Genomic DNA, 26,588 nt, shown 5'->3' on the forward strand with positions numbered 1-26,588 from the left:
GCAACAGCGCAATTGACAGTGCTGCGCGCTCTTACTTATAGTGCGCCCGGATTTCCAGGCAATATCATCAGTAACATTGGCAGTTATGCACGAGCACGAACAAGCGCACTTCCCACCCGTTTCACCCGTTGAGTCGCCCGCTTGTTGTGGGACCGGTTGTGCTGTCTGCGTGCTGGATAATGTTGAATACGCCGCGCCCGCCGCGCCGTTTCCGGTGCATGAACGCGCGCAATGTTGCAACACCGGTTGTTTGATTTGCGTGCGCGATTATCCAGAGTTGGTCTTGCCGGCGGAACCCGAGACACAGTTGTTGCAGTTGCTTGAAGCAATCGAAACGGCACAACAAACGTAGGGCAGACTTTTGCGTCTGCGCCCACGCGCGCCGGTTACTCTCCACCCCTTTCCGATACAACCCATCACCCCAAGGAGGCCTTCATGGCTGTTGAAAGCAATGAGACTTCGCCCAGCAGTACCGGCGCCGCGACGTTCAAGCCTTATATTCCCGCATCCACGGTCATTGCCGAATTCACGCTGCGCACTGTTGTGCTGGGCGCAATCTTCGGCATCATTTTCGGGGCATCCACGGTCTATCTGGCGCTCAAGGCCGGGTTGACGGTTTCGGCCTCGATTCCGATTGCGGTGCTGGCGATTGCCGTCTTCAAACGCATCGGCAAATCCACCATCCTCGAAAACAATATCGTGCAGACCATTGGCTCAGCGGGCGAATCAGTTGCTTCGGCAGTCGCTTTCACGATTCCGGCGCTGATCTTTCTGACGAATGGCGAAAGCTTCTTCAACTACTTCAACATCTTTTCGCTGGCGATTGTCGGCGGCATCCTGGGCGTGCTGATGATGGTGCCGCTGCGCCGCTCGCTCATTGTCAAAGAGCACGGCACCCTGCCCTACCCTGAAGGCACGGCCTGCGCTGACGTGTTGGTGGCCGGTGAAAAAGGCGGTTCGTTTGCGGGCAAGGTTTTCGCCGGACTCGGCATTGCGGTCGTTTACAAAGTGGCGATGAGCATTTTCGGCTTCTGGAAAGAGACGCCGACAGCGCGCGCATCACATACTTCCAGCTTTCCGAACGCCAGTGTGAGCGCCGAAATCACGCCAGAATATCTGGGTGTCGGTTACATCATCGGCCCGCGCATTGCCGGTGTATTGGTGGCGGGCGGCGTCCTTTCGTACCTCGTGCTAATTCCGCTGATCACATTCATCGGCGACGCCTTACCAGCGGTGTTGAAACCGGGCGTCGGCGACACCTTGATCCGCGATATGTCGCCCTCGCAAATCCGTCTGGGTTACGTGCGCTATATCGGCGCGGGCGCGGTGGCAGCGGCGGGGTTGATTACGCTGTTGCGCACGCTGCCCACGATTGTGGCGGCCTTCCGCGAAAGTTTTAAGAGCCTGCGCGATGTGAAATCCGGCGTGGAAGTGTCGCGCACCGAACGCGAAGTGCCGATCACTTACGTCATCCTCGGTTCGCTGGCGCTGGTTTTCATCGTGGCGCTGTTGCCGCAATTGCCGGGCAACACCATCGCCGGAAAATTGCTGATGGGGTTGATGGTAGTCGTCTTCGGCTTCTTTTTCGTAACGGTCAGTTCGCGCATCACGGGGCTGATCGGCAATTCCTCCAACCCCATCTCAGGCATGACCATCGCCACCTTGATGGCGACCTGTTTGATTTTTGTCAGCCTGGGTTGGAATGGCGTGGCCTATCAATCGCTGGCGCTGGCCGTCGGCAGCCTCGTGTGCATTGCCGCCGCCGTGGCGGGCGCGACCAGCCAGGATTTGAAGACGGGCTACATCGTGGGCGCGACGCCGCTCTATCAACAACTCGGGTTGATTATCGGCGTTGTGGTCTCGACCTTTGTCATTGGCCTGACCTTGCAGGCGCTCGACCATTCCATGCAGTTCCAAGGCATCGCGCACGCCATCGGTTCAGAACGGCTGCCCGCGCCCCAAGCCACATTGATGGCGACCATCATCAAAGGCCTGCTGGCGCGCGATCTGCCGTGGGGCTTGGTTTTCGTCGGCATGTGCATTTCGGTTGTCGTTGAATTATGCGGCGTGCGTTCGCTGTCATTCGCCGTCGGCGCCTATTTGCCGATCTCGACCACTGCGCCGATTTTCGTGGGCGGGTTGATGCGTGCTTGGGCGGATCGGATGAGCGGTGTTCAAGCTGATGCGCACGGCGAATCTGAAGTCACGTCCGGGATGCTTTACAGCACGGGCCTGGTGGCGGGTGGCTCATTGACCGGCGTGCTAATCGCCTTGCTCAACGGCGTAGAAAAAACGGTGGTGGTGAATGGGCAGCCCAAATCGGTTTCGGTGATTCAATATCTGCTAGACACCGTCGGCATTCACGGCTGGGAACGTTTTGGCACCGCCGCCGATTTGATCGGCATTCTTTTCTTTGCCGGGCTTTGCTTCCTGCTGTTACGCGCCTCGCGGCAGCCGTTAGAGGCCTAACCCTGATTTTCAAATAACTTTTTGGAGACATTTCGATGCGAAACAGCAACTTTGCAAACCTGGCGCGCCGCCGCTTCCTCTTCGGGATGGGCGCGAGCGCGGCACTGACAACCCTGACCTCGCAGACCTTCTTTGCCCGCTCGCGCCAAGCAGGTGCACAACCTATCCTGATGGGCGCGGGTAATCACAAATACGAATGGGTGCGCGGTTGGGGCAAGCTGCCCGCCGGCATGAACTATGGCAGCACGCACGGCGCCGTGCAGGTAGACGCCAAGAACAACGTCTACGTCAACACCGACACCGAAAACGCCATCATCGTCTTTGACGAGAACGGCAAGTTCCTCCGCTCCTTCGGCAAGGAATGGAAAGCGGACAAGGACGGCAACGGCACGCACGGCATGCTGTTGCGCAAAGAGGGCGGCCAGGAATTCATCTATCTGACCAACCTCTACCGCCACGAATTCGCCAAGCTGACGCTGGCGGGCGAAGCCGTTCGGACCTTGGGCTGGCCGGAAAAATCCGGCGTGTATCAAAGCAAAGATCAGTTCAAACCGACCGGCATCGCCGTCGCGCCCAACGGTGATTTTTATGTCACGGATGGCTACGGCCTGAATTACATCCATCGTTACAACGCGAAGGGCGAATACCTCAACACCTGGGGCGGCAAGGTCACGAAGGAAAACCCGAAAGAAAACGGCAAGTTCAACACGCCGCACGCCATCATCGTGGACTCGCGTACCAGCCCGGCCACGATCCTGGTCACGGATCGCGCCATGCATCGCCTGCAATGGTTCACGCTGGAGGGCAAACACGTCAAAACGCTGGACGGTTCGGAAAACGATTTTCTGCGCTTCCCGGCGACGCTGCACATCCGGGGCAATGATTTGGTGATCGGCGACCTGGCTGGCCGCGTGACGATCCTGGACAAAGAGAACAAACTCGTCACCCATCTGGGCGATCAGATGGACACCAATTTGCGCCAGAAAAACACGCTCAAACCGGAACAGTGGATGGAAGGCAAATTCGCCTCGCCGCACGGGGTGACCTGGGACAATAAGGGCAACTTGTATGTCGAAGAGTGGATGCTGGCAGGGCGCGTGATTAAGTTGAGGCGAGTAAAATAATCACACGAAAGATGCGGTAAGCGAGTTCGCCGCATTTTTCGTCCGGGGGCAAATATGAATTCTCAAAGTGGTACGCTTGAAATCACGGGGCTGAATCCAAAAATCTTGCAGGCGCTCGACCAGCGGGCAAAAGCATTTGGCACAACAGCAGAGGCTTATGTACGAACATTGATCGAACAGGATTCCGCCCAGTTCGACTTCACGCCGGAGCAGTTTGAAACGCTACGGCAGGAGGTTCTGTTTGGGGGTGAGCAAATCCGCCAGGGCCATTGCTCACCCTATGACACGGTTGACGAAATGATGGATGAAATCGAAGCCACCATTCAAGTTCGACTCGCCAAGCAGTAATTGCGGAGCGGCTACATGAGCAAAGTCGTTATTTCTGAACCCGCTAAAGAAGACCTCTACCAAATTGCGGACTATGTTGCACAACATAGTCCGGCTGCCGCCCTGCAACTGATGAAAAAGTTTCGCAAGAAATTCAATATGCTGACCAACTTTCCGCAGTTGGGCCGTGAACGCAATGACATCGCGATTGGGATTCGCTGTTTGGTCATGGACAACTATCTGATTTTCTATCAACCCTCTGACAAGATGATAGAAATCTGGCGTGTGCGTCACAGTGCGCAAGACCTAGCAAACTGGTTTTCCCAGCTTTGAGAGAACAGCACCTTATTCTGCGTGAGGAACCATGAATCATTCATTTATAAATCTGCTTACCATCATTCTCTCCATTGTTTGTTTTACACCTGTGTTAGCGCAACAACCAGCGCCAGTCGAATTCGCCGCCAGCGAACAAATGGTGCCCGTGCGCGATGGCGTCAAGCTTTACACCGTCATCTGCGCGCCGAAAAACCAGACGCAGCCGCTGCCTATTCTGATGACGCGCACGCCGTATGGTTCCAACCCGGGGCGGTGTCGCAATCTTCCCTTCGCCAATAAAGAGTTGGTCGCCGACGGTTACATCTTCGTCAACCAGGACATTCGCGGGAAATACAAATCCGAAGGCGATTTCATGATGAATCGCCCCGCCTTGACCACACGTGACAAGAACGACACCAAGGCCGTGGACGAAAGCAGCGATACTTACGACGCGATTGATTGGCTGGTCAAAAACATTCCGAACAACAACGGGCGCGTCGGCATCTTCGGCGTTTCCTATCCCGGCTGGCTCTCGGTCGTGCCGCTGCTCGAACCACATCCCGCGCTCAAAGCGCTGTCGCCACAGGCCGCAATGAACGACACCTGGATGGGCGACGACTTCTTTCATCAAGGCGGTTTTCGGCTGGCGTATGGCTATGAATACGTTTACGGCGTCGAGAATACTAAAGGCGGCGACGATCCGACCTTCAATACCTACGACATGTACGAGTGGTATTTGAAGCAGGGCGCGCTCTCAAATTTCTTCTCGACGCGGCTGCCCACATGGAAAGCCTTTATCGAACATCCGAGTTATGACGCCTACTGGCAGGCGCGTTCGGCGGTGTTGTATTTGAAAGACGTGACCGTGCCGACGCTGCATGTCGCGGGCTGGTTCGATCAGGAAGATTTTTATGGGCCGATGAAGGCGTACAGCAAACTTGAACAGAACGACAAACAACACATGAACTACCTCGTCGCCGGCCCCTGGAATCACGGCGGCTGGCGCGGCGGTGCGGGCGATAAGCTCGGCAACATCGAATTCAACAAACAAGCCACCGGGCAATACTTCCGCGAAAAGATCGAAGCGCCGTTTTTCGCCTACCACCTGCACGGCAAAGGCACGGGCCAATTCCCCGAAGCGCAGACTTTCCAAACCGGCAGCAACGAGTGGAAGAGTTACGATCAATGGCCGCCCGCGAACCTGACGACGACGCGCAATCTGTACTTTCACGCCAATGGCAAGCTGTCTTTCGACGCGCCCCCAGAGATGGATAAAGCTACAGGCGACAAGGCGTTCGACAGTTACATCAGCGACCCGAAACATCCCGTGCCCTATCGCAAACGTCCGATTGAACCGACTTATTTCCGCAAAGGCTCTGGCTGGTCGGTTTGGCTAACAGAAGACCAACGGTTCGCCGATGGCCGTCCCGATGTGCTGACGTGGGAGACGGACACATTGCAACAGGATGTCACCGTCAGCGGCGAAATCACCGCGCAACTTTTCGCCGCGACCTCTGGCACCGACAGCGATTGGATCGTCAAGCTGATTGATGTCTATCCCGAAGACCTCGCCGACAATTTCAAAATGGGCGGCTATCAATTCATGCTGGCGGGCGAGGTCATGCGCGGGCGCTATTACAAAGGCTTCGACAAACCGCAGCCGCTGGTGCCGAATAAGCCGGCAGAGTTCAACGTCTATCTGATCCACAAAGATCACAGTTTCAAAAAGGGCCACAAGATCATGGTGCAGGTACAAAGCACCTGGTTCCCCGTGATTGATCGCAATCCGCAAAAGTACGTCGAGAATATCTTCAAGGCGACCGATGCCGATTACATCGCGGCCACGCAGCGGATTTACCGGTCGAAGGCGCTGGCTTCGCACCTCAAGTTGCCGGTGGTAAAGTGAAGCGGGATTTACGCGGAGGAATTATGTCAACTTCAGTTCAGCTTATGTCCACATCAGTTCAACCCGCTTACTATCACTTCACGGTAGCGGATTATCACCGCATGCTTGAAACAGGTGTGCTCAACGAAGACAGCCGGGTTGAGTTACTGAATGGGAGGATCATCGAAATGTCACCAATCGGCAAACGCCATACAGCCAAGGTAAAAAGACTGAATAAACTACTTGGTCGAAAACTCGATCCGTCGCTGCTGATTGGCATCCAAGATCCGATTCAGTTAGACGATTATTCCGAACCACAGCCTGACATTTCGGTACTTAAGCCACAGGATGATTTTTATGAAAGCCATCATCCGCTGCCTGCCGACGTTTTGTTTTTGATCGAAGTTGCCGATAGCTCAGTCATGGTTGATCGCGAGGTCAAACTGCCCGCCTATGCCCTTGCCGGCGTTGCTGAAGTGTGGCTGGTGGACTTGACCAAAGATCGGATTGAAGTGCATTCCAAGCCACACAATGGCATCTATCAGGAAGTTCACATTGTGCAACGCGGACAAGCAATCATCTCAACAAGCTTGCCACAGCTTGAGCTGAAAGCTGACGACATTCTGGGTTAGCCGCAATGCTGCACACGCTCTGGCTTCTGCTCTCGACCATCGCCCTGCGCCCCTACGTCTTTGTCTTCCTCGCCTTTTATCTCGCCATCGCCATCACGCACATGGGCTGGAAGCGTACCGCCGTTTACACCGTGCTCGCCTATTTGCTGGCGTGGCTGAGCGAGTGGAGTTCCGCTGTCGCCGACATCGGCATCCCCTTCGGCATTTACAAATACATCAACACGACGGCTGACCGCGAATTGTGGGTTGCGGGTGTGCCCTTCATGGATTCGCTCTCGTTCTCCTTTCTCTCGTACCTCAGTTGGGAAGTCGCGATTTTGCTGCTGGGGGAATTGCCGATCAGCCGCCGCAATGTACAGATTGTCAACCGGGACGCAATCCGTCACGGCTGGCCCGTGACCTTATTGGCGGCGTTCCTGATGACCTATCTCGACATCGTGATTGACCCGCTGACCATTCAGGGCGAGAAATGGTTTCTGGGCAAGCTTTACTACTACCCTGACGGCGGCATCTATTTCGGCATCACGCTCGCCAATTTCGCGGGCTGGTTTCTGCTTTGCGCGGCGATCCTGCACCTGTATGGCTGGCTGGAACGAACGCTGCTGGCGCACTGGGGCTGGGAAGGCGTGCGCGCGTATCCGTTCAAAGCGCTGGGTGCCGTCGGCCTTTATTTCGGCGTCTTGGGGTTCAATCTCTTTATGACCGTTTGGATTGGCGATTTGAGACTGGCCATGGTGGATTGTTTTCTGGTCTTGCCGCTGCTGGTGATGTTGGCGCTGGCCGTCCGGCGCTCTTCTTACGCGCCGCCTGTGCTGCCGTAATCAAACATCAGCAGAACCCTGGATTCGGCGTTGGCGTAGTCTGGTCGCACAGCAAGATCATCAACATCATTCAGACGAGGTTCAAGCATGTTTTGTCCTAGTTGTGGAGCGGAAGAACGGCAGCGCGGCCAATTTTGCCGCGCCTGCGGTACGGATTTGCGGACGGTGCGCACCGTCCTGGAAAAGCCTGATGCCATCACAGCTTCGGCGGTTTCGGCACGTCAGGAAATCGGGCGCGCGCTGGCGGATCGCATCCGCGCCGTTGATTCGGCGGATGAACTCAGTGTGGTTGCTGAAGATGTCTTGCCTGAAATTGAAAAGTTTCTCGAATCGCCGGAAGAGAAACGGTTGCGCCGCATGCGCGCCGGGCTGTTGACTGCCGCCATCGGGTTGGGCGCTGCGCTGGCGTTTTCAGTGGTGGCGTTGAGCATTGATCACGGGTTATTTGTGGTAGCGGCACTGGGCGTAACCACGTTCTTTTTGGGCTTGGGGCTGATGTTCAACGGCAGGTATTTGACGCTGCCACCACAAACCATCACGGACCACACGACCGACCGCTTGGCGCAAAAGGCTGCCGAGCAATTGCCGGAAATTACCCCGCGCGATTTGAACCCGGCGTCCGCTGAAGCTTTCGCACAGACCATCACCGAACATACGACCCACGAATTGGCGAATAACAAAAGGTAAGGCGCCGTTTGCGGAGGCTTATTTCGATTTGGCGGCAGCCAGCCCGTGACCGCCGATAGGTTCCGTTACCGTGCTATCGCTAAAGCCCGCGATCAGCGGTCTCCCTTTCTGAATGGCTTCCTTCACCGAGGGCAGCGACAGCGAAGCTTTATGGCTTTGCTCGCTGTCCCAAACTTCCGTAATCCAAAGCGCGTTGGCATCCGCCGGGTCTTTGGCGACGATGTAGCTAAGACAGCCGGGCATACCCGCCACACCTTCGAGCAAGATGGCGATGAGGGCCTCGCGCTTCCCCGCCACCGCCGTCATTTTTCCGATCAAGCCATACATCGGTTGTGTCCCTTTCGACAAAGCATCGCTGGGGTTCATTGCAGCCAACGCCGCAGCCCCAGTGATTGCAATAAATTCGCGTCGTTCGATATTCATATTCAACTGCCTGTCTAACGCCGCGCATCAGCGGGCGCGCACCGAATCTCAGGTTCAACGGCCAAGTTATCTTGCGCGCTCCGTTGCATGCGTTTGTTAGGCTTCGATGTCTTGGCCGAAGATAATAGAAATGCCGTTCGGGTCGCGAATGCTGAAATCACGGACACCATAAGGCCTGTCTCCGGGTTCTGTGGTGATCTCTGCGCCTCGTTCTCGAACTTCCCTATGACAGGCGTCAACGTCGCGAACCCACTGAAACAAGTGCACGCCACTTGGACTCCCATTGCTCTTAACAAAATGAATTGCGGAGTTGTCCCGCCATACGATCGCGTAGTCTTGGTTTCCGAAATCCGAAATGAACCCCAAGACATCTCTGTAGTACTTTGCCGCCGCCTCAACGTCAGGAACGTGCAGCACCGGCGCACCTTGTATGAACTGGGCCGGATTTGCGGATGGATAATTTGGCATCGCTTCCTCTCCTTAAGTGTTTCACGCCGAACTATGTTGATGACCGGCGTTAGTCCAACAAATCCGGCTGCTCACGCACAATCCGCCCATACAACGGCTGAAACTGGAACCAGCCCGCCAATTGGCTCCCAACCTGACCATGCGTCTTCTTGGCCTGTTCGTGCTCAATCAGGATTGGCTCGCCAGCGGCTTGGGCCAATAGTTGCGCCTGGCAACTGCGCTCCATCGTGATGAACCACCAGGCGGCTTCGTCTACGGATTGGCCGACCGTCAGCAGGCCGTGATTGCGCAGGATGACGGCTTTGTGATCGCCGAGCGCCTGGCCGATGCGCTGCCCTTCTTCGAGATCAAGCACGACACCCGTGTAATCGTTGAAGATGCCGTGGTCTTCGTAAAAGGCGCAGGCGTCCTGCGTCAGCGGGTCGAGGTGACGGCCCAGTGCCGACCAGGCTTTGCCATACATCGAATGCGCGTGGGCGGCAGCGGCGACATCGGGACGCGCGGCGTGCACTTGCGAATGAATGGCGAACGCGGCGGCGTTGACCGGATAGCCGCCTTCGACGACTTCGCCTTTGTGATTAACGAGGACCAAGTCTGAAACACGAATTTGGCTGAAATCTACGCCAAAGGGATTGACCCAGAAATGATCTTTACGTTCAGGGTCGCGGGCGGTGATGTGCCCGGCGACGCCTTCGTCAAAGCCGAATTTGGAGAAGAGACGAAAGGCGGCGGCCAGCCGTTGCTTGCAATACAAACGCGCCTCTTCGGTATTGGCGAAGCTGGGCGGTTGCGGGATGTTCAGCCGGGTTTCCGGCGCTTTCATAAATTTGTCAGTTTGTGTTTCGACTTGGGCAGCTTGGGATTCCATAACCAATCATCCTCAAAGGTGCAACCGACTGCCAGCCGGTTGCGGTTTGCCAATCATACATAGTGGCCGTCAGAAAAAAGCTCGGCCAATTCAGCAGCCGGCTGGCAGCCGACTGTACACCTAACTGGCCTGCGGCAATTTGAGCTTGCCCGTCGCACGTTCGCCCAACAACGGCGAAGCGGAGGGCGCTTTGCGGCGCAGCAGGCCAAACTTTTCGACGGCGTGTTTTTCGATGTGGGCCATCGCTTCGTCAATCGAATCGGTGACCAGAAACAGATTCAGGTCCGGCGGGCTGATCGTTTTTTCGGCCAGCATCCTGGCCATAAATTCGAGCATCGGGGCGTAGTAATCTTTGCCCATCAGCACGACCGGGAAATCACGAATCTTTTTGGTCTGGATCAATGTCAGCGCCTCAAACAACTCGTCCATCGTGCCGACACCGCCGGGTAGTACGACAAAGGCGTAAGAGTATTTAACGAGCATCAACTTGCGCACGAAAAAATAGCGAAACTCCAGCATCTGATCCAGGTACGGGTTGGGCTGTTGTTCAAACGGCAAGATGATGTTGCAACCGATTGAGGTACCATCGGCTTCTTTCGCGCCCCGGTTGGCCGCTTCCATCACCCCCGGCCCGCCGCCCGTCATCACGGTGAAGCCTTGCTGCACCAGCGCGCCACCGACCGCGCGCGCCAATTGATAGTAACGGTGCTCTTCTTTGAAGCGCGCCGAACCGAAAACCGTGACACAGGGGCCGACGAAATGCAGCACGCGAAACCCACGAATGAATTCGCTCAAGATGCGCAATATCATCCAGAGTTCCGAAGAACGCGATTTCGGGCCTTCGAGTAAATAGCGATCACCGTATTTACGAATCAGCGGAGTTTCAGTCACAGTTTCAGGCAGAGTTTCTGGTGCAGTTTCTGGCATGGTTCTCTTCTTTCAATTCACACGTTTCCCCAGTAGTACTCACAGCGCAACAGGTCATGAACAAGCGGCCACGACAGCCGCGACAATTTGCGTCTCGGAAATCAAAACCAGATGGGCGGCCGCCGCCAAGGGCACATAGGAATCAACGGCGCGCACCGAACGCATTGCTCCGGTGAAGCCACCTTCAGCCAACGCGGCGATCACGGCATCGGCAATCCCGCCACCCGTTGCGCGGCATTCATCGGCGACGACCACACGCCCGCATTCGGCAGCGTGCTGTTGAATGGCGGCGAACGGCAGCGGATTGAGCCAGCGCACATCCAGCACACGGGCGTTGATGCCGTGCTGTTCTTTCAACACACGCGCCGCCCGCAATGACAAGCGCAAGCCATTGGCATAGCTGACAAGCAAGACATCGCGGGCTTCTGCCCAATTGTCTTGAGGATAAACGCCGACCTCGCCCGGCAATAGCATTGCGCCCGGTTCGGGGTAATCGCTCAGCCATAGGCCATCGCCATCGGCATACAAATCCTTTTCGTGATACAGCGCGATGGGTTCGAGAAAGCACACCACCCGGCCACAAGCGCGCGCCGCCGCAATGGCTCCGCGCAACATGCGCGCGGCATCATCGCCACGCGCCGGTACAGCCAACATCAACCCAGGAATATCGCGCAGCGCGCCAATCGAATTGTCATTGTGGAAATGGCCGCCGAAGCCTTTCTGATACGCCAGCCCCGCGATGCGCACAACCATCGGGTTGGTGAATTGCCCGGCAGAGAAAAACGACAGCGAACAGGCTTCGCCGCGAATCTGATCGAGCGCGTTGTGCAGATAAGCCAGATATTGAATCTCCGGAATCGGCAGCAAGCCAAGCATCGCCGCGCCTTGGGCCAGACCCAAGATCGTAGATTCATCGAGCAAGGTATCGAACACGCGCGCAACGCCGAACTTTTTCTGCAAACTCTGGGTGACGTAATAGACGCCGCCTTTTTTGCCCACGTCTTCGCCAAAGGCGATGATTTCGGGCAGGCGCAGCATTTCATCAGCCAGGGCGGAGTTGATGTGCGCGGCCAGCGTGCGTTTGGTCGGCGCGGTCGCCTGTTCGGGCAAGACGTTGTCAAACAGTTTCAAGCGCGCATCTGAGGCGGCTTGCGGTTCGGCTTCCAAGCGAATCGCCTCTTCGGCGTAGGGCGCGAGCGGTTCGATGATCTCGGCCACGCTGGTCAGCTTGGGGCGGCGAATCGCGCGTTCCAGCGCCTCGTCAATGCGCGCCTGCACGCGGCTGAACATGCCGCGCAAGGTTTCCGGCTGGGCTGCGCCGTTTTCGATCAACAGGCGCGCGTTGACGAGCAGCGGGTCTTGCGCTTCGGCGGCAGCAATCTCAGCCTGTGTGCGATAGGTCGTTTCGACATCCGTGCCCGCGTGGCCCCACAACCGCGTCACGTGCAGATGCAAAAAGACCGGTGTGCGCGTCGCGCGACAGGTATTGATGGCTTTTGCTGCAACCGCATAAATCTCATCCAACGCGCCCTGCGCCTCAAAGTATTGCAAGTGCGGCTGCCCGCTGAACGAATCGTGAATCCAGTTGCGCGGCGTTTCGACCGAGATGCCGATGCCATTGTCTTCGCACAAAAACAGAATCGGCGCCTGCCCGCCGCGCCGCACGGTGTAGCGCGCCGCATTGATCCCGGTCAGCGCCGTCGCGTGATTGGCCGAAGCGTCGCCAAACGAACAGCACACAATCGAGTCATCGCTCAAGTCCTGGCTCTTGCCCAAGCGCCGCGCCTGCCGCAAGGCAAAGGCCAACCCCGCAGCGCGCGGCAAATGCGAGGCGATGGTGCTGGTTTGCGGCATCACCCAGAGCGGACGGCTGCCCCAAACCTTATGCCGCCCCTGCGCAATCGGGTCTTCTTTGGAAGCGGCGAAGGACAGCAACGTGTCGTAAATGGCATCTACGTCCGGTGCTTTCCGCGAACGCGCCATCATCAACCCGCCGGAGCGATAGTGGAGCAAGCATGGATCATCCAAGCGCAACAACGCGCCGACGACGGCGTTGTTCTCGTGCCCAGCGCTGGAGATCGTATAGAAGCCTTCGTTGCGCCGCTTGAGTTCGCGCGCGGCCACATCCAGCAAACGGCTGGTGACTTGATCCTCAAAGATTTCCAGGGCTTGCTGAACGGTGAGCGTGCCGTTGTCGCTCAGCAAATCAGAAGCAGTTCGTTGAACTGAAGCTGGGCGGGCCGAAGCGAGGTATTGGGTGAGCGTATTTTGAACGATTTCAACGCGGGTGATGGGAGCAGACATAGCGATGGTTCGGTACGGTACCGGGAGCGGTAGCGACGGGGTAATGTTGCCGTTGACGGACAGATGCGATAGTCAACCCGGTCGCTACTGCTCCCGGTACCGCACCTCGGTCAGCGCCCTTCAGTCTATAAAGACGACGGTCTGCATGTTCGGAATCTCGAACTTGGCACGGCAGCTCGGATTCGGGCAGAAGAGCATGTCGTCCACGCGCACCATGTAATCGCGCGACTTGGCGAATTTGGCGCGGTCGAATTCATTCGCGCCGCGCGGCAAGTCGCGCTTCTTGGTGCGCCGCAACCAGCGCACCTGAAAGTCGTAACGCTGGCGGCATTTCGGGCAGTTGTAGTTGGCGGTTTTGAGTTCAGATTTTTCGGTGTAGAAATCGCGTTCATCCATAGTGCGCGTAGTCTAACCGCAACCGCGCAGGCGGGAAAGAGCCAAATGCAGAAAGCCGGAGCCAAGCCAAACAGCAACGTTGAACACGGCCAAGCTCCATCAAACCTTTTGAGGATGGAGTCGTTGTGCTAGGCTGACGCGCAAATTCCAGTTCCAACATTCCAACAACAAAGGCGGGACATCTGATGAGCGCAATTTCCGAGACGTCCGCAGGCGCAGTTGTCGCCGGGGCGGCTCCTATACAAGACACAGCAGGCATCGGCGGCCATCCGCGTGGGTTGACGACGCTCTTTTTCACTGAGATGTGGGAGCGCTTCAGCTATTACGGCATGCGTGCATTGCTAATTCTGTATATGACGACAGCGGTGGCGAGCGGCGGATTGGGGTTTGATACGAAAAAGGCCGCCGCGATTTATGGGGCCTACACCGGCTCGGTTTACCTGATGTCCATTCCGGGCGGCTGGTTCGCGGACAACGTGCTGGGCACACGGCAGGCCGTTTTCTTTGGCGGCGTCATCATTGCGCTCGGCCATTTCTCGATGGCCGTGCCGAGCACCTTTACCTTTTTTATGGGTCTGGTCTTGATCGTGTTAGGCACGGGCTTGCTCAAACCCAACGTCAGCGCGCTGGTCGGCGACTTGTACAGCCCCGAAGACCAACGGCGCGACGCGGGCTTTTCGATCTTTTACGTCGGCATCAACATCGGTGCCTTCACGGCACCGATCGTATGCAGCTATCTGGGCGAAAAAATCAATTGGCATTTGGGCTTTGCGGCGGCGGGGATCGGCATGACGCTGGGGCTGGTGCAATATGTCGCGGGCCGTGACCGCCTGTCGCATTCAGGCAATCCGCCCGTGCAATCGGCGACGCAGAGGCGCAGCAGGTTTCTGCAAGGCGTCTTGTTCATGGCGGCCATCAGCGGGGCCGTAGGGGTGCTGTTCTTCGGCCCCGCCGTCATTGTCGAAAACCAGATGTGGATCATGCTGTGTGCGCTGCTGCTGTTTTTCGGCTGGATGTTTTTGGCCTTCCTGCGGCCCGAAGAGAAGAAGCCTGTGGCGGTTATCGTCGTACTCTTTTTCTTTTCGATCATTTTTTGGGCTTGTTACGAGCAGGCGGGATCAAGCTTCAACCTGTTCGCCCGCGACTTCACCAATCGTTTCGCCTTTGGGCGCGAATTCCCGGCGGGCTGGTATCAAGCAGTGCCGGCGATTTCGGTCGTGCTGCTCGCGCCACTCTTCGCCAAGCTGTGGTTGAAGTTGGGCGAAAGCCAGCCGTCCAGCCCGGTCAAATTTTCGTTCGGATTGCTGTTTGTCGGCTTGGGCGCAGCGGTGCTGGCGACGGCTTCGCTCTTCACCGGTGGTGGCACTAAAGTCGGGCCGTGGTGGCTGGTCGGCGTGTATGTGCTGCAGACCATCGGCGAGATTTGTTTGTACCCGGTCGGCCTGAGCACGACGACCAAACTCGCGCCACAACGGCTGACCGGGTTGATGATGGGCATTTGGTTCCTCTCGATTTCGTTCGGCAATTTTGCAGCGGGCAAAGCGGCAGGCTTTTTTCAGACCAACTCACAAGAAGCTTTAGTCGGCCTGTTTAGTAAGCTGGCCGCCGCACCGATCATTGCGGCGGTTATCTTGCTGGCAATTTCACCGCTAATCCGCAAAGCGATGGGCAAGACCAGATAATGCCTGGAAGGGAGGAAGCCAAGCGCGTTGGGCTTCTTCCCATTCTCCTTTCTCTGCCAACAAGCTGAACTGTACGTTGCCTTGTCTTTGCGCCGTTTGATCTTACCAAGCAGCCAAACCCTGGCGAGGGCCTAACTGGACACTGCCTGAAGCCGTCTGCTACATTGCCTTCCTACAAGACTCATCTTCAAACATCAATGATTTTGTGGTGATTTTGCGAACTGAATACTGCTATGAAGCTCAAGCGTGACCTACTCTTTCTCATCGTCGTGCTCGCCGTCATCGGCCTGCTCTATTACCTTTCCACCAAAACCAAGATCAAAGCGCTGCCTGCGAATCCAGTGCATCTGGCAGCCAAAACGCGCACGGAATGCCTGAGCTGCCACACGGCGGAAAAGCTGGGCGCGCTGGAGATCCAGCATAAGCATCCCGGCAAATGGCGCGATGAACGGGTCGCGTGCACGCTCTGCCATAAACCGGCGGCGGTCAAAGCGCAACGCTTGGATACGATGCAGATGATTCAGCTTGCCCGTTCAGGCAAACAATAATTCGATTTCATTATGGCAACACCAAAAGCAAAGCGCAGTAACGCACCAACCACTTACGGCAATTACATCGCAGGCCGCTTCGTCAAACCCAAGAGCGGCGCATACCATGAGAATCGCAACCCCGCCGACACGCGCGAAGTCGTCGGGGTCTTCCCTGCTTCCAACGCTGAGGATGTGGACACGGCAGTGCAAGCCGCCAGCGCTGCCTATCCGAAATGGAAGGCGACGCCCGCGCCGAAACGCGCTGAGATTCTCTACAAGCTCGGCCAGATTTTGCTTGATTACAAAGAGTCGTTCGCCAACGACATGACCCGCGAGATGGGCAAGGTGCTTAAAGAGACGTGCGGTGATGTGCAGGAAGCGATTGACATGACTTTTTACACTGCTGGCGAAGGCCGCCGCCTGCACGGTTACACCACGCCTTCGGAATTGCCCGACAAGCTGGCAATGTGCGTGCGCCAACCAATCGGTGTGTGCGGCTTGATTACGCCCTGGAATTTTCCGATGGCGATCCCTTCGTGGAAGATGATGCCCGCGCTGATTTGCGGCAACACGCTGGTCATCAAGCCTGCCGAAGACACGCCGCTTTCAACTTACAACCTGGTCAAAGCGCTGGAAGAGGCAGGCCTGCCCGCCGGCGTCGTCAATATCGTCGCGGGTGCGGGTACATCCGCTGGTGCCGCACTGACTGAACATTCGGGTGTAAGGCTAGTTTCATTCACAGGTTCGACTACCACCGGGCGCACAGTCGCGACTAAAGCCGCCCAAAACGATAAGATTTGCTCGCTCGAAATGGGCGGCAAAAACGTGATTATGGTGCTGGAAGATGCCGATCTGGACTTGGCCGCCGAGGGCGCGGTCTGGGGCGCGTTCGGCACGTCGGGACAGCGTTGCACAGCGGCCTCGCGCATCGTCGCGCACAAAAAGGTTTACAAGAAATTCGTTGAGAAGCTGACCGAGCGCGCCAAGGCGCTGCGCATCGGCAACGGCCTGAACGGCAAAGTCGAGATGGGGCCGGTCATCAATCAGGCCGCCGTAGACAAGATTCTCACTTACATCAGCATCGGCCAAACCGAAGACGGCGCGACCTTGCATCTGGGCGGCAACCGCTTGGACAAAGGCGAATACCGGCACGGCTATTTTATCGAGCCAACGATTTTCACCGATGTCGCGCCGCAAATGCGCATCGCGCAAGAAGAAATCTTCGGCCCGGTGCTGAGCATCATTCCTTGCAACAGCCTCGACGAAGCCATCGAGATCGGCAACGGCGTGAAGTATGGGCTGTCGGCTTCGATCTACACGCAGGATGTGAATCGCGCGTTCAAGGCGATGGAGCAGATGAACACAGGCATCTTTTACGTCAACGCTTCGACCATCGGGGCTGAGGTGCACCTGCCTTTCGGCGGCACCAAAGGCACCGGCAACGGCCACCGCGAAGGCGCGATGATTTCGTCACTGGATATTTTCTCGGAATGGAAATCCATCTACGTGGATTACAGCGGTAAGCTGCAAAAGGCGCAGATAGACGAATTCAAAGTCGGTCAGTAAAGGAGGGACGTGATGGCAGCAGTCAGTACGGCAACGCAACCCAAAATCATTCAGCCGCCCGGCGATCAGGTCGTTTATGTGCCCGGCGTAAGTTGGGCTACTTATAAGCAACTTGATGCGGAACGTGGCGAACAGCGCGGCACACGATTCACTTTCAGCGAGGGGGTATTGCAAATCATGGCCGTTGGGCGCGAACACGAACAGTTGAATTTTTACCTGGCAAGACTCTTTGAATTGCTGGCGGAGATGGCGGAACTGGATTTTATGCCGGCGGGTTCTACGACCTTTGATCGCGCTGATTTGGAGAAAGGTTTCCAGCCGGATGCGTGTTTCTATCTCACCTCTGTTGACCAGATGCGGGGCCAGAAAGAAATCAGTTTGGAAACCGATCCGCCGTCGGATTTACTGCTGGAAATTGACATCACGAGTTCTTCGCTAAATCGTCTGCCGCTCTTTGCTGCCGCAGGTGTGCCTGAAGTTTGGCGCTATGAAAACGGCGCCATCAAAATTTATCAGCTTCACGGAGAAAGCTATGCTGAATCCTCTGCCAGCCGGTGGTTTCCGCTGGTAACCGCCGAGCAGTTGGCTGAATGGCTCGCTGTCAGCAGCACGATGCCGCACTTCAAATGGGTGCAAATGATTCGTGATGAATTACAAGCAGGCAAGTCATGACGAACAAAGCCAAGGTTGCTAGCGCAATTGTCGCCCTTGCCCTGCTTTTCGTGACAATGGTTGTCGGTGGTTACTGGTACTGGCTCACGCAAAACCGCGCTGGCCTGAAGCAAAGCCAGGCGCAAGGTTTGGCTTACGGCAAACAAACGGACGATCAGGGTTGCTGGGAGACGGCATTGCGGCGGCAAAAACAGGTGCAGGACTATAAAGGCATGCTGCAAAACAATTCGTTCCTGCTGGCCTGTCTGGCCGCCGCCGCCAACCCGCCGCAGTTTTGCGCGGACGTCCCGATGCCGGGCGAGATCATTCGCGGGACGCGCTGGACGCTGGAACGTTGCGCGCGTCCTGAAATGCAAGCCTTGAGCACATCCGATTGCAAAGGCTTGCTGGCGACGCTGCAAACCTATTGCAGCGAGTATTACAAACGTTGAGCAAACTCATTTGCCCGCGCCAGGCGTGGGCTTTTCCATCAATTAAGCCAAGCAATGAGCAATCAGGAGGAGTAAGCAATGATTATCGGACTACCAAAAGAGATCAAAGACAACGAATCCCGCGTCGGCCTGACCCCCGCCGGCGTCAAAACCCTGAGCGATGCCGGGCACACGGTGCTGGTCGAAAACAACGCAGGCGAAGGCAGCGGCATTAGCAATGAGGAATACACCGGCGCGAACGGCCAGATCGTCGCTTCCGCCGAAGAAGTCTGGGAACGCGCCGATATGGTCGTTAAGGTCAAAGAACCCGTCGGCCCCGAATACCACCGCATGCGCGAGAATCAAATCCTCTTCACCTACCTGCACCTCGCGCCCGAACCGGAATTGACGCAGGTGATGATCGAACGCAAAGTCACGGGTGTGGCTTACGAAACCGTCACCAACAACGAAGGCCATTTGCCGCTGCTCACGCCCATGTCCGAAGTCGCGGGCCGCATGGCCGTGCAAGTTGGCGCACACTATCTGCAAAAGCCCGAAGGCGGACGCGGCGTGCTGATGGGAGGCGTACCCGGCGTGTTGCCCGCCAAAACGGTCATCATCGGCGGCGGCGTGGTCGGCATCAATTCGATCAAGATGGCGGTCGGTTTGGGCGCGAACGTGACGGTGCTGGATCGCAATCTGGAACGGCTGCGCTATCTGGACGACATCTTCGGCGCAAAAATTAAGACGCTGATGTCGAACGATTACAACGTGCAGGAAGCCATCGCCCACGCCGACCTGGTCGTTGGCGCGGTCTTGATTCCTGGCGCATCCGCTCCGCACCTGGTCAAACGTTTTATGCTTTCGACCATGCACAAAGGCGCGGTGATTGTTGACGTAGCTGTTGACCAAGGCGGATGCATCGAGACGACGCATCCGACCACCCACAGCAATCCGACCTATTACGTGGACGACGTGCTGCACTATTGCGTGGCGAACATGCCGGGCGCGGTGCCGCGCACTTCGACGTTTGCGTTGACCAATGCGACACTGCCGTTTGCGTTGAAGCTGGCGAACAAAGGCTTCAAAGATGCGATTGCAGCGGACAAACATTTGAAGGCGGGCGTGAACACTTACGCGGGACACATCACCTATCAGGCGGTGGCGGAGTCACAAAATTTGGCGTATGTTGCGGTGGACGAATTATTGTAAGTAACGCAATTTCCTTCAATCACTCGAAAGAAAATCGGAGGTGGTTGCGACGAGTTGTTTGCCACGGCATGTATGGTAACTGGCCTTGAGTCGAATCGCTTGGCTCATTATTGAGCTTGTTAGAGGAAGAAGTGATGACGACAACTTACGAAGAAATTATCGGCGCGGCGTTGACTTTGCCGCCCGGTGCGCGCGCGATGCTGGCAAATCATTTGCTCGAAAGTCTCGATGCGCCGAATCAACATTCGATAGATGAACTCTGGGCTGCGGAAGCCGAAAAGCGTGTGCAAGAAATCATCACGAATCAAGTAAGGACCATTCCGGCTGACACCGTTTTTCGTGAACTAAGAACGCGCCACGAACAGTCCTGACCATCGAATTTCACCCTGACGCTAAGCGGGAATTTGCCGAAGCCGTCGAATATTATGACAACTGTGCGCCTGGGCTGGGTGATGACTTTATCGCGGCAATTGACGAAGCTCTTGCGCGCATTGATACGTTCCCGCTCGCTTGGCCTCAACTATCAACGAATACGAGGCGCTGCCGCACCTCCCGCTTTCCTTATGGCGTGATTTACCAACTTGTAAAACAAAAGATTTATGTCGTTGCCGTGATGCATTTGCACCGTGAGCCGGGTTATTGGCAAGACAGGATGGACTAATGGCAAAAGGCATCAAAATCATCGGCATCGAACCTGACTCCCTCGCCGCCGAACTCGAACTCGCCAGCGGTGACCGCGTCTGGACGGTCAACGGCCAGCGCGTGCGCGATGCGCTCGATTTCAAGTTTCTGACCGCGGGCGAAGAAGACCTGGCGCTCACCATCGTCAAACCCGATGGTGAAGAGGTCGAGTTCGAGATCGAAAAAGAAGAGAGCGAAGCCTGGGGCATCGAGTTCGAGCCGATGATGCCGCGCCAGTGTGGCAACGATTGCGTCTTCTGCTTCATTCAGCAAAACCCTGAAGGCTCGCGCGCTTCGCTCTGGGTGCGCGACGAAGACATTCGCTTTTCGTTCATGTACGGCAACTATTCGACGCTTTCGACACTGACCAAGAGCGAATTTCAGCGCGTCATCGAACAGCGCTTGTCGCCGCAATACGTTTCTGTGCACGCGACCGATCCCGATTTGCGTGCGTACCTGCTCGGCAATGAAAAGCGCGTGGACATCATCGGCCAACTCAAACAATTCATCGAACACGGCATCGAGATTCACGCGCAAGTCGTGCTCTGCCCCGGCCTCAACGACGGCCAGCATCTGGTCAAGACGGTTCGCGATTTGGCGGAACTGAATCCGGGCGTCGTTTCGACGGCCATCGTGCCGCTGGGCATCACCGACAAACATAAATACCGCGACCGGCTGACGCCCGTGACCGATGATTTTTGCGCTGAAATCATCGAGTTGGTTGCACCGCTTCAAAGTGAATTAAAGAAAAAGCTCGGCACCGTCTTCGCGTTTCTGGGCGATGAGTTTTATATTCGCGCGGGCAAAAAGATTCCGCCCAAAGCGCACTATCGCATCGTGCGCGGCGCGGCTGCCGAAGACGACGAGTATCCGCAGATCGAAGACGGCGTCGGCATGGTGCGCCAGTTTTTCGACGCGCACGCCAAACGCCTGAAACAACTCGACAGGTTGCGCACGGCGGGGCAGTTCACCGCCGCGCAGGCCAAAAAGATTTACGGCACATTGGCGACAGGATTGATCTTTTATCCGATGCTGAAAGAAGCGGTCGCCGAGATGAATGCGCGCTTCGGTACGCGCTTGCACGTCGCGCCGGTCAAGAGTGTATTCTTTGGCGAAGGCGTGACGGTCGCGGGGTTATTGTCAGGCATTGATTACCTGACGGCGCGGGCTGACTTTCGCGGCGACTTTCTGATGCTGCCGCCACATTGTTACCGCGAACATGACCAAAAGTTTTTGGATGGAATGACCGTCCAGGAACTGGCGGCGGAATTGGTGCTGCCGGTTAAACGCAATTGGAATGAAGTGCTCGGCTTGCACGAACAACAGCAAACGCATCGCACGGTGCTGTCCCACGATTACGGCGCTGTCACTTCGATTTCGGTTTAGGCCATTTCGGTTTAATCAAGATGCAACTTGAGAACGGCTCCCAATCCAAACTGATCGAGATGTACGAGGCGCGCGAGGCCATCCTCAACCGCCTCAACTCCGACGCGCTGCGCCCGGATGTCAGCGTTGTGCCGGGCAGTGTGCCCAGCAGCGTCCTTGATATTGATAAGTTCCTGCAAGCCGCCGTGACCGAATTAGGTCAGCGCATGGCGGTTGACCGTTGCAATGTCATCACGCCTTCGCCAGCGGGCGGGTTCCGCGTCAGCCACGAATTTTTAGGCGACGAAAGCCTGACGCCAGGGCTGGGCCTGAACATTCCCGCCGCGTTGATCCCGCTCGAAACCATTCAGAAACATCTGCCGAATGCGCGGCACTATTCGATTGACGACATACGCTCGGCGAACATTCCGCTCTGGGTCAAAACCACCTGCCAGTTGATCGGCACGCGCTCGGCCTTGATTGCGCCTTTCGTGCTGGGCGACGAATTGCTCGGCATCATCGGTTTGCAGTATTGCCATCAGCCGCATCAGTGGAGCCAAACCGAGATCAAGCTGGTCGAATGGCTCGCCAGCCAGGTCAGCATCGGGCTGCAATACACGCGGCTTTACAACGAGAAGGAAAAGGAAGTCGAGATCACCAAGGCGCTGTTGGAAGTTTCGAACGAGATCAACACGCGGACGGATTTCAACGAAATCACCGACTTCGTGATTGACCGTGCGCTGGTGCAACTCAAGGCCGATTACGGCTGCATCGCCATTCTCGACAATCAGGGCGAGCATTTGCACTTTGACGAATTGCGGGCGCGGCGTGGTTTCGACCTGCGCAAAAACGTCGAAGCCCGCTTTCGCGAAGCGCGCACCTTGCGCTTGCCCGATCATCCCGCCATCAACGCCCTGGTTGAACAGGGGCAAACCTTGCCGCTGGCCGATGCGCGCCAAACACCGCTGGCGCGCTATCTGTTCGCCAATGTCATTCGCGGCAAATCGGCGTTGATCGCGCCGCTGGCGAACAAGGAAAAGGTGCTGGGCATTATCGCACTGGTCTGGTTTCACGAAGCCGCGCAGTTCAACGATTACGATGTGCAATTGCTCAACGGCATTTCCAGTCAACTGGCGATTGCACTCGAAAAAGACCGCCTCGCCGCCGAAGTCATCCGCCTCAAACGTGAACTCAACGATCAGCGCGCGGGCGAACGCATCATCGGCGCTTCGGCCAAGATTCGCCACGCCATCGGCATGGCCTTGTCGGTCGCCGACAGCAATACGACCGTGCTGATACAGGGCGAATCGGGCACCGGCAAAGAACTCATCGCCAGCCTGGTGCAGTTCAATTCGCGGCGCGCGGCGCGTCCGTTCATCAAAATCAATTGCGGTGCGATTCCTTCGACCTTGCTTGAAACCGAACTCTTCGGACACGAGCGCGGGGCGTTTACCGACGCGCGCTCACGACGCATCGGGCGCTTTGAGGAAGCCAACGGCGGCACGCTCTTTCTGGATGAAATTGGCGAAATGAGTTTGCCCGCGCAGGTCAGCTTATTGCGCGTGTTGCAGGACGGCGAATTCACCCGCGTCGGCGGCAACGAAGTCATCAAAACCGATGTGCGCGTGATTACCGCCACCAACAAAGACCTGGAAAAAGAGATCGAAGAGGGCCGCTTCCGGCGCGATTTGTTTTATCGGCTGAACGTCTATCCGATTACGTTGCCGCCGCTGCGCGAACGCGCCGAGGACATCGAACAACTGATCGCCTACTTTATCGAGCGTTACCAGCAAAAGAGCGGCAAGCGCGTGGCGGGCATTTCAGACCGGGCGTTGCGCTTGCTGAAGCATTATGCCTGGCCGGGCAATGTGCGCGAGTTGGAAAATTGCGTCGAACGGGCAGTCATCGTCGCCGCCGGACGGCAAATCACCGAACACGATTTGCCCGAAGCCATGCGCCCCAACAGCGTGCCCGAGCAGAGCACGCGGCTGGAAATCTCGCTGCCGATTACGATGGAAGAGATTGAACGGCTGGTCATCAATCAGGCGCTGCTGTTTACCAACAACGACAAAGCCAAAGCCGCGCGGCTGCTCAAAATTGGCCGCAAGACGCTGTACCGCAAGCTGGAACAGTACAAGAAACAATAGATCGTTGCCTGTGTGGGTGAGGTGAAAGGAGCACTGGGACGGTACCGCGCGCGTCAGCAAGCGGAGCCTCCGTAGTTGAGCCAGTGCGTCTGACTTGAGGCATCGCTTGCTGACGCGCGCGGTACCGTCCCGCTACGCGGCTTTTTCGTACAGCGAAGTGAAAGCCGGCTTTCACCTCGTCACTGGCTACAGCAGCGATTCAGCGACAGTGACGGTGGCGGTGTAACGCAGAGCCAAATCATCAACGGCCCGCAACAAAGACAACGCCCGTTCAAAGTCGTGCCTGGCGAGATTGGCGACCGTGCGACCCAAGTCAAAGCCCTCAACACTATTTGTATTCACCATCGAACCGCCACCGATCTTCAATTTTGTGACCAGTTGGTTGTCGTCAGGGTCTAAGCCGGACTGATCGCGCGGCAATTGATTGGCCGTTTTGACAGCCGCGTCAGCCACTTCGTAGCCACGCACAAAATCAGTCAGGATATAGGCGTTGGCGATGCCGAGCAGAGCTTTGACTTTGTCCGGTGAATTGGCAGCGGCGTCAGCCTGACGGTATGCCTCTTCAAGCAGGCTGCCAGCGCGCGCCGTATCGCCTTCCTTGCGCAAGACCGTGGCAAGTTGGAAGAGCAAATAAGCACGCGCATCAGGGGCCTCGACATCCAAAGCATAGCGACGGGCATCGTCCCAGCGCTTTTCGGTCTGGGCGCGCTCGGCGGCCCGCTGGCTAATCCACGATTTCAAATCCCGGCGCAAGGTCAAATCAACCGTCTTGCCAGCAATCTCCAACGCGCGTTCTGCTTCCCCGGCTTGGCTCGCCGCCAAGGCGGCCTGCGCATAATAGTTGTCGCGTTTGTTAATGTCCGTCGCCTGTTCCGCACGTTCCAGGTTGTTTTTGATTTCGGCTTGCGGATCGCTGGGCGGGCGTTTCTCACTTGGCGTGGCATCACGTTGGGCATTCGTTTCCAAACTCTGGCGCGTCTTTTCGGTGGTGGCCGTGGTTAGCCGCAAGCTCAGCGCCCGCCATTCCTCCAACAAGGCTGGCTGAAACTCTGCGACCTTCGGCTCTAACAACTTGGCCGCATAGAACGCCGCGTTGTAGCGCCCGGCGCTATCGGGCAATTGCAACGTCGCAGGCTCAGCCACCCGCGACAAAATCGCGTAGGCTGCACTCAGCAGTTGCCGTACAACCAACGGGTCAACCGCAAAGTTTTTCGCCGCGCCAAAGCCATACCCATAGCTGGTTTGTCCATCCGCAATCCGCACCATCCCCGTGCCAAAAGGATAGGCGGTTAACATCAACAATTGACTCGGTAATGGAGCCGGATCGGCACGCAGGCGATTTAAGGCCTTGAGGTAAAGTTGATCAGCCAGCTTGCGGTCGCGCGCCGCCAGCCGTGGGAAATACATCGCGGCATTTTGAGTAATCGCCAACGCCAGGGCACGTGTGGCAATTTCCACCGAGAGTGCGGTTTCAGCTTCGAGCAATGAATCCGCGACACGCCATAATCCCGTGGCAGCGGCTTGGTTGTCCCCCAGTAACCGATTCAAATCCTGGTCGGACGTTTGATCAGGCTGCGTTTCGCGTAGCCGTTTCTTTTCCTCGATATATTTTTCGGTGTAACTGCGCCCCAATTCTTTATCGCGTTTGTTGACGAGGCGAATCACGTCCAGCAAGACATCTGTCCGATTGAGATAGGCGCCCTCTATGATTTTCCGCCGATTGTCGTCGTTTGTGTCGCGATAGTAGTTCAACCCGGTGTCGAAGGCTTTGGCAAACAGTTCCTTGGCGGTTGGTTGATCCTGCGGCCAGAGTAAGTCAGCCGCTCTGGCTTGGATGGTTGCGGCGCTGCGCTTATCCGCCAGCGCGCCTGCTTCCTGCGCCGCTTCACGCACCAGGGAAAGTACGCGCTGCTGTTGCGGGGTTAACTCCGGTTCAGGCTCTTTGGCAGCATTTTCTTTGGGCTGCGGCTTGGCTGGCGCAGCAACAGGTTTGGAGGCGCCGGGCGGTTTTGTTTTGGGGGCCGCGCCGGGGCTTTGTGGTTGGGCAAGGGCTGAACCCAGCAATACTGACGACAGAGCCAACAGAAACGCAAAATTTGCCTGCTTCATAGAACCGCCTCTCGTATTTTTCACTAACTGAGACCGATATAATGCGAGGCTGCTGGTGAACCTTGCATCCGAAGGAAATATACAGACATCGAACGCGCCGTTTGCAGTGGCATTGTAGGTGCGTATCCAACGCGGAGCAACTCCGGCGCAAAACCGGTGCAAGATCAATCTGATATGGCGTTCAACCTGTGGTCACACAAGCGGTTGTCTTGCTTTTGCTGATTTTGGAGCTTAAGATTCGCGCACGAGAGGTGAGGTAGAAATGAAAATTTGTCCGACTTGCCAACAACAATATCCAAACGGTTTTCAATATTGCCCCAATGATACTGATGTACTGGTGACTGCCGAAGAATATCTGCGGCGCACCAAACCAATTGCACAAACACCTCCCCAGATGGAAGCCCCCGCGCGAGCCACAAGTGAAGCCCCGCAGGTAAGCCGTCAACCGGTGAGTGAAACAGCTAGAACAGCAGTAACGGAGTCTGTACCGCCTACGGCGCCGTTCACCACTCCGCTGTCTACGCCGCGCGCTGAGACGACCGTTGCGCGGCAGCGCTCGGTTGCCGCA

At 56.7% G+C, this 26,588-nt stretch carries 26 protein-coding genes; 19 read left to right on the plus strand and 7 right to left on the minus strand.

All coding sequences use genetic code 11. The features are described from left to right. Positions 1-169 precede the first annotated feature (169 nt). The 9 genes from HY011_17075 (at position 170) to HY011_17115 (ending at position 8,260) form a co-directional block, all read left to right on the plus strand. Positions 170-352 (plus strand): hypothetical protein, encoded by a 183-nt coding sequence (locus tag HY011_17075; GenBank protein ID MBI3424648.1) that lies wholly within the window; start codon positions 170-172, stop codon positions 350-352. 83 nt (positions 353-435) lie between these two features. Next, complete coding sequence (locus HY011_17080) at positions 436-2,469, plus strand: oligopeptide transporter, OPT family (protein MBI3424649.1); 2,034 nt, start codon at positions 436-438, stop codon at positions 2,467-2,469. A 35-nt stretch (positions 2,470-2,504) separates the two neighbouring features. After that, positions 2,505-3,593 (plus strand): hypothetical protein, encoded by a 1,089-nt coding sequence (locus HY011_17085; GenBank protein MBI3424650.1) that lies wholly within the window; start codon positions 2,505-2,507, stop codon positions 3,591-3,593. Between the two features lie 54 nt (positions 3,594-3,647). After that, positions 3,648-3,941 (plus strand): hypothetical protein, encoded by a 294-nt coding sequence (locus tag HY011_17090; protein ID MBI3424651.1) that lies wholly within the window; start codon positions 3,648-3,650, stop codon positions 3,939-3,941. Between the two features lie 15 nt (positions 3,942-3,956). Further along, positions 3,957-4,253, plus strand: coding sequence for a type II toxin-antitoxin system RelE/ParE family toxin (locus HY011_17095; protein ID MBI3424652.1), 297 nt, complete (start codon positions 3,957-3,959; stop codon positions 4,251-4,253). 31 nt (positions 4,254-4,284) lie between these two features. Then, positions 4,285-6,141 carry a CocE/NonD family hydrolase gene (locus HY011_17100; GenBank protein ID MBI3424653.1) on the plus strand — a complete coding sequence of 619 codons (1,857 nt, stop codon included), beginning with the start codon at positions 4,285-4,287 and terminating at the stop codon, positions 6,139-6,141. A 44-nt stretch (positions 6,142-6,185) separates the two neighbouring features. Then, positions 6,186-6,752 carry a Uma2 family endonuclease gene (locus HY011_17105; protein ID MBI3424654.1) on the plus strand — a complete coding sequence of 189 codons (567 nt, stop codon included), beginning with the start codon at positions 6,186-6,188 and terminating at the stop codon, positions 6,750-6,752. Between the two features lie 5 nt (positions 6,753-6,757). After that, positions 6,758-7,573, plus strand: coding sequence for a carotenoid biosynthesis protein (locus tag HY011_17110; protein ID MBI3424655.1), 816 nt, complete (start codon positions 6,758-6,760; stop codon positions 7,571-7,573). A gap of 87 nt (positions 7,574-7,660) precedes the next feature. Next, positions 7,661-8,260: a zinc ribbon domain-containing protein gene (locus tag HY011_17115; GenBank protein ID MBI3424656.1), complete on the plus strand. Its 600-nt coding sequence runs from the start codon at positions 7,661-7,663 to the stop codon at positions 8,258-8,260. An 18-nt stretch (positions 8,261-8,278) separates the two neighbouring features. Here HY011_17115 and HY011_17120 read toward each other — a convergent pair whose 3' ends face one another. The 6 genes from HY011_17120 to HY011_17145 all read right to left on the minus strand — a co-directional run bounded on the left by HY011_17120 (position 8,279) and on the right by HY011_17145 (position 13,646). Next, on the minus strand, positions 8,279-8,587 hold the full coding sequence (locus tag HY011_17120; GenBank protein ID MBI3424657.1) for an antibiotic biosynthesis monooxygenase: 309 nt from the start codon (positions 8,585-8,587) through the stop codon (positions 8,279-8,281). A 192-nt stretch (positions 8,588-8,779) separates the two neighbouring features. Continuing rightward, a complete protein-coding gene (locus tag HY011_17125) occupies positions 8,780-9,151 on the minus strand; it encodes a VOC family protein (protein MBI3424658.1) in 372 nt (123 codons plus the stop codon). Positions 9,152-9,200: 49 nt separating this feature from the next. Continuing rightward, the gene (locus tag HY011_17130; GenBank protein MBI3424659.1) at positions 9,201-10,019 is read right to left on the minus strand and encodes a class II aldolase/adducin family protein; all 819 of its coding nucleotides are present in this window, start codon (positions 10,017-10,019) and stop codon (positions 9,201-9,203) included. Positions 10,020-10,139: 120 nt separating this feature from the next. Further along, positions 10,140-10,946: a TIGR00730 family Rossman fold protein gene (locus HY011_17135; GenBank protein MBI3424660.1), complete on the minus strand. Its 807-nt coding sequence runs from the start codon at positions 10,944-10,946 to the stop codon at positions 10,140-10,142. Positions 10,947-11,000: 54 nt separating this feature from the next. Next, positions 11,001-13,250: an MFS transporter gene (locus tag HY011_17140; protein ID MBI3424661.1), complete on the minus strand. Its 2,250-nt coding sequence runs from the start codon at positions 13,248-13,250 to the stop codon at positions 11,001-11,003. A gap of 120 nt (positions 13,251-13,370) precedes the next feature. Beyond that, on the minus strand, positions 13,371-13,646 hold the full coding sequence (locus tag HY011_17145) for a hypothetical protein (protein ID MBI3424662.1): 276 nt from the start codon (positions 13,644-13,646) through the stop codon (positions 13,371-13,373). 185 nt (positions 13,647-13,831) lie between these two features. Here HY011_17145 and HY011_17150 point away from each other — a divergent pair, with 185 nt between their 5' ends. From HY011_17150 to HY011_17195, 10 genes are all read left to right on the plus strand, one after another. Continuing rightward, positions 13,832-15,328 (plus strand): MFS transporter, encoded by a 1,497-nt coding sequence (locus HY011_17150; GenBank protein ID MBI3424663.1) that lies wholly within the window; start codon positions 13,832-13,834, stop codon positions 15,326-15,328. Between the two features lie 233 nt (positions 15,329-15,561). Next, positions 15,562-15,876, plus strand: a complete 315-nt coding sequence (locus tag HY011_17155; GenBank protein MBI3424664.1) for a hypothetical protein — start codon at positions 15,562-15,564, stop codon at positions 15,874-15,876. Between the two features lie 12 nt (positions 15,877-15,888). Continuing rightward, positions 15,889-17,424 carry an aldehyde dehydrogenase family protein gene (locus HY011_17160; protein ID MBI3424665.1) on the plus strand — a complete coding sequence of 512 codons (1,536 nt, stop codon included), beginning with the start codon at positions 15,889-15,891 and terminating at the stop codon, positions 17,422-17,424. Positions 17,425-17,436: 12 nt separating this feature from the next. Next, entirely contained in the window at positions 17,437-18,096 is a 660-nt protein-coding gene (locus HY011_17165) for a Uma2 family endonuclease (GenBank protein MBI3424666.1), read from the plus strand. Continuing rightward, positions 18,093-18,527 carry a hypothetical protein gene (locus HY011_17170; protein MBI3424667.1) on the plus strand — a complete coding sequence of 145 codons (435 nt, stop codon included), beginning with the start codon at positions 18,093-18,095 and terminating at the stop codon, positions 18,525-18,527. Before HY011_17165 ends, HY011_17170 begins: the two co-directional genes overlap by 4 nt. A gap of 78 nt (positions 18,528-18,605) precedes the next feature. Next, entirely contained in the window at positions 18,606-19,718 is a 1,113-nt protein-coding gene (ald, locus tag HY011_17175) for an alanine dehydrogenase (GenBank protein MBI3424668.1), read from the plus strand. 131 nt (positions 19,719-19,849) lie between these two features. Continuing rightward, positions 19,850-20,089, plus strand: a complete 240-nt coding sequence (locus HY011_17180) for an addiction module protein (protein ID MBI3424669.1) — start codon at positions 19,850-19,852, stop codon at positions 20,087-20,089. Further along, entirely contained in the window at positions 20,086-20,379 is a 294-nt protein-coding gene (locus HY011_17185) for a type II toxin-antitoxin system RelE/ParE family toxin (protein ID MBI3424670.1), read from the plus strand. Before HY011_17180 ends, HY011_17185 begins: the two co-directional genes overlap by 4 nt. Continuing rightward, on the plus strand, positions 20,379-21,785 hold the full coding sequence (locus HY011_17190; GenBank protein ID MBI3424671.1) for a DUF512 domain-containing protein: 1,407 nt from the start codon (positions 20,379-20,381) through the stop codon (positions 21,783-21,785). Before HY011_17185 ends, HY011_17190 begins: the two co-directional genes overlap by 1 nt. A 20-nt stretch (positions 21,786-21,805) precedes the next feature. After that, positions 21,806-23,911: a sigma 54-interacting transcriptional regulator gene (locus tag HY011_17195; protein MBI3424672.1), complete on the plus strand. Its 2,106-nt coding sequence runs from the start codon at positions 21,806-21,808 to the stop codon at positions 23,909-23,911. A gap of 186 nt (positions 23,912-24,097) precedes the next feature. Here the strand turns inward: HY011_17195 and HY011_17200 are convergent, their stop codons facing one another. Further along, positions 24,098-26,020 (minus strand): hypothetical protein, encoded by a 1,923-nt coding sequence (locus tag HY011_17200; GenBank protein ID MBI3424673.1) that lies wholly within the window; start codon positions 26,018-26,020, stop codon positions 24,098-24,100. Positions 26,021-26,588 lie beyond the last annotated feature (568 nt).

This window comes from Acidobacteriota bacterium, from assembly GCA_016196035.1.
Taxonomy (GTDB): domain Bacteria; phylum Acidobacteriota; class Blastocatellia; order RBC074; family RBC074; genus JACPYM01.

What these genes read in the sequence shown, in the direction of transcription:
- HY011_17080 (MBI3424649.1), top strand. Translation starts at nt 436, where the DNA reads ATGGCTGTTGAAAGCAATGAGACTTCGCCCAGCAGTACCGGCGCCGCG.
- HY011_17085 (MBI3424650.1), top strand. Translation starts at nt 2,505, where the DNA reads ATGCGAAACAGCAACTTTGCAAACCTGGCGCGCCGCCGCTTCCTCTTC.
- HY011_17090 (MBI3424651.1), top strand. Translation starts at nt 3,648, where the DNA reads ATGAATTCTCAAAGTGGTACGCTTGAAATCACGGGGCTGAATCCAAAA.
- HY011_17095 (MBI3424652.1), top strand. Translation starts at nt 3,957, where the DNA reads ATGAGCAAAGTCGTTATTTCTGAACCCGCTAAAGAAGACCTCTACCAA.
- HY011_17100 (MBI3424653.1), top strand. Translation starts at nt 4,285, where the DNA reads ATGAATCATTCATTTATAAATCTGCTTACCATCATTCTCTCCATTGTT.
- HY011_17105 (MBI3424654.1), top strand. Translation starts at nt 6,186, where the DNA reads ATGTCCACATCAGTTCAACCCGCTTACTATCACTTCACGGTAGCGGAT.
- HY011_17110 (MBI3424655.1), top strand. Translation starts at nt 6,758, where the DNA reads ATGCTGCACACGCTCTGGCTTCTGCTCTCGACCATCGCCCTGCGCCCC.
- HY011_17115 (MBI3424656.1), top strand. Translation starts at nt 7,661, where the DNA reads ATGTTTTGTCCTAGTTGTGGAGCGGAAGAACGGCAGCGCGGCCAATTT.
- HY011_17120 (MBI3424657.1), bottom strand. Translation starts at nt 8,587, where the DNA reads ATGTATGGCTTGATCGGAAAAATGACGGCGGTGGCGGGGAAGCGCGAG.
- HY011_17125 (MBI3424658.1), bottom strand. Translation starts at nt 9,151, where the DNA reads ATGCCAAATTATCCATCCGCAAATCCGGCCCAGTTCATACAAGGTGCG.
- HY011_17130 (MBI3424659.1), bottom strand. Translation starts at nt 10,019, where the DNA reads ATGGAATCCCAAGCTGCCCAAGTCGAAACACAAACTGACAAATTTATG.
- HY011_17135 (MBI3424660.1), bottom strand. Translation starts at nt 10,946, where the DNA reads ATGCCAGAAACTGCACCAGAAACTCTGCCTGAAACTGTGACTGAAACT.
- HY011_17140 (MBI3424661.1), bottom strand. Translation starts at nt 13,250, where the DNA reads ATGTCTGCTCCCATCACCCGCGTTGAAATCGTTCAAAATACGCTCACC.
- HY011_17145 (MBI3424662.1), bottom strand. Translation starts at nt 13,646, where the DNA reads ATGGATGAACGCGATTTCTACACCGAAAAATCTGAACTCAAAACCGCC.
- HY011_17150 (MBI3424663.1), top strand. Translation starts at nt 13,832, where the DNA reads ATGAGCGCAATTTCCGAGACGTCCGCAGGCGCAGTTGTCGCCGGGGCG.
- HY011_17155 (MBI3424664.1), top strand. Translation starts at nt 15,562, where the DNA reads ATGAAGCTCAAGCGTGACCTACTCTTTCTCATCGTCGTGCTCGCCGTC.
- HY011_17160 (MBI3424665.1), top strand. Translation starts at nt 15,889, where the DNA reads ATGGCAACACCAAAAGCAAAGCGCAGTAACGCACCAACCACTTACGGC.
- HY011_17165 (MBI3424666.1), top strand. Translation starts at nt 17,437, where the DNA reads ATGGCAGCAGTCAGTACGGCAACGCAACCCAAAATCATTCAGCCGCCC.
- HY011_17170 (MBI3424667.1), top strand. Translation starts at nt 18,093, where the DNA reads ATGACGAACAAAGCCAAGGTTGCTAGCGCAATTGTCGCCCTTGCCCTG.
- ald (MBI3424668.1), top strand. Translation starts at nt 18,606, where the DNA reads ATGATTATCGGACTACCAAAAGAGATCAAAGACAACGAATCCCGCGTC.
- HY011_17190 (MBI3424671.1), top strand. Translation starts at nt 20,379, where the DNA reads ATGGCAAAAGGCATCAAAATCATCGGCATCGAACCTGACTCCCTCGCC.
- HY011_17195 (MBI3424672.1), top strand. Translation starts at nt 21,806, where the DNA reads ATGCAACTTGAGAACGGCTCCCAATCCAAACTGATCGAGATGTACGAG.
- HY011_17200 (MBI3424673.1), bottom strand. Translation starts at nt 26,020, where the DNA reads ATGAAGCAGGCAAATTTTGCGTTTCTGTTGGCTCTGTCGTCAGTATTG.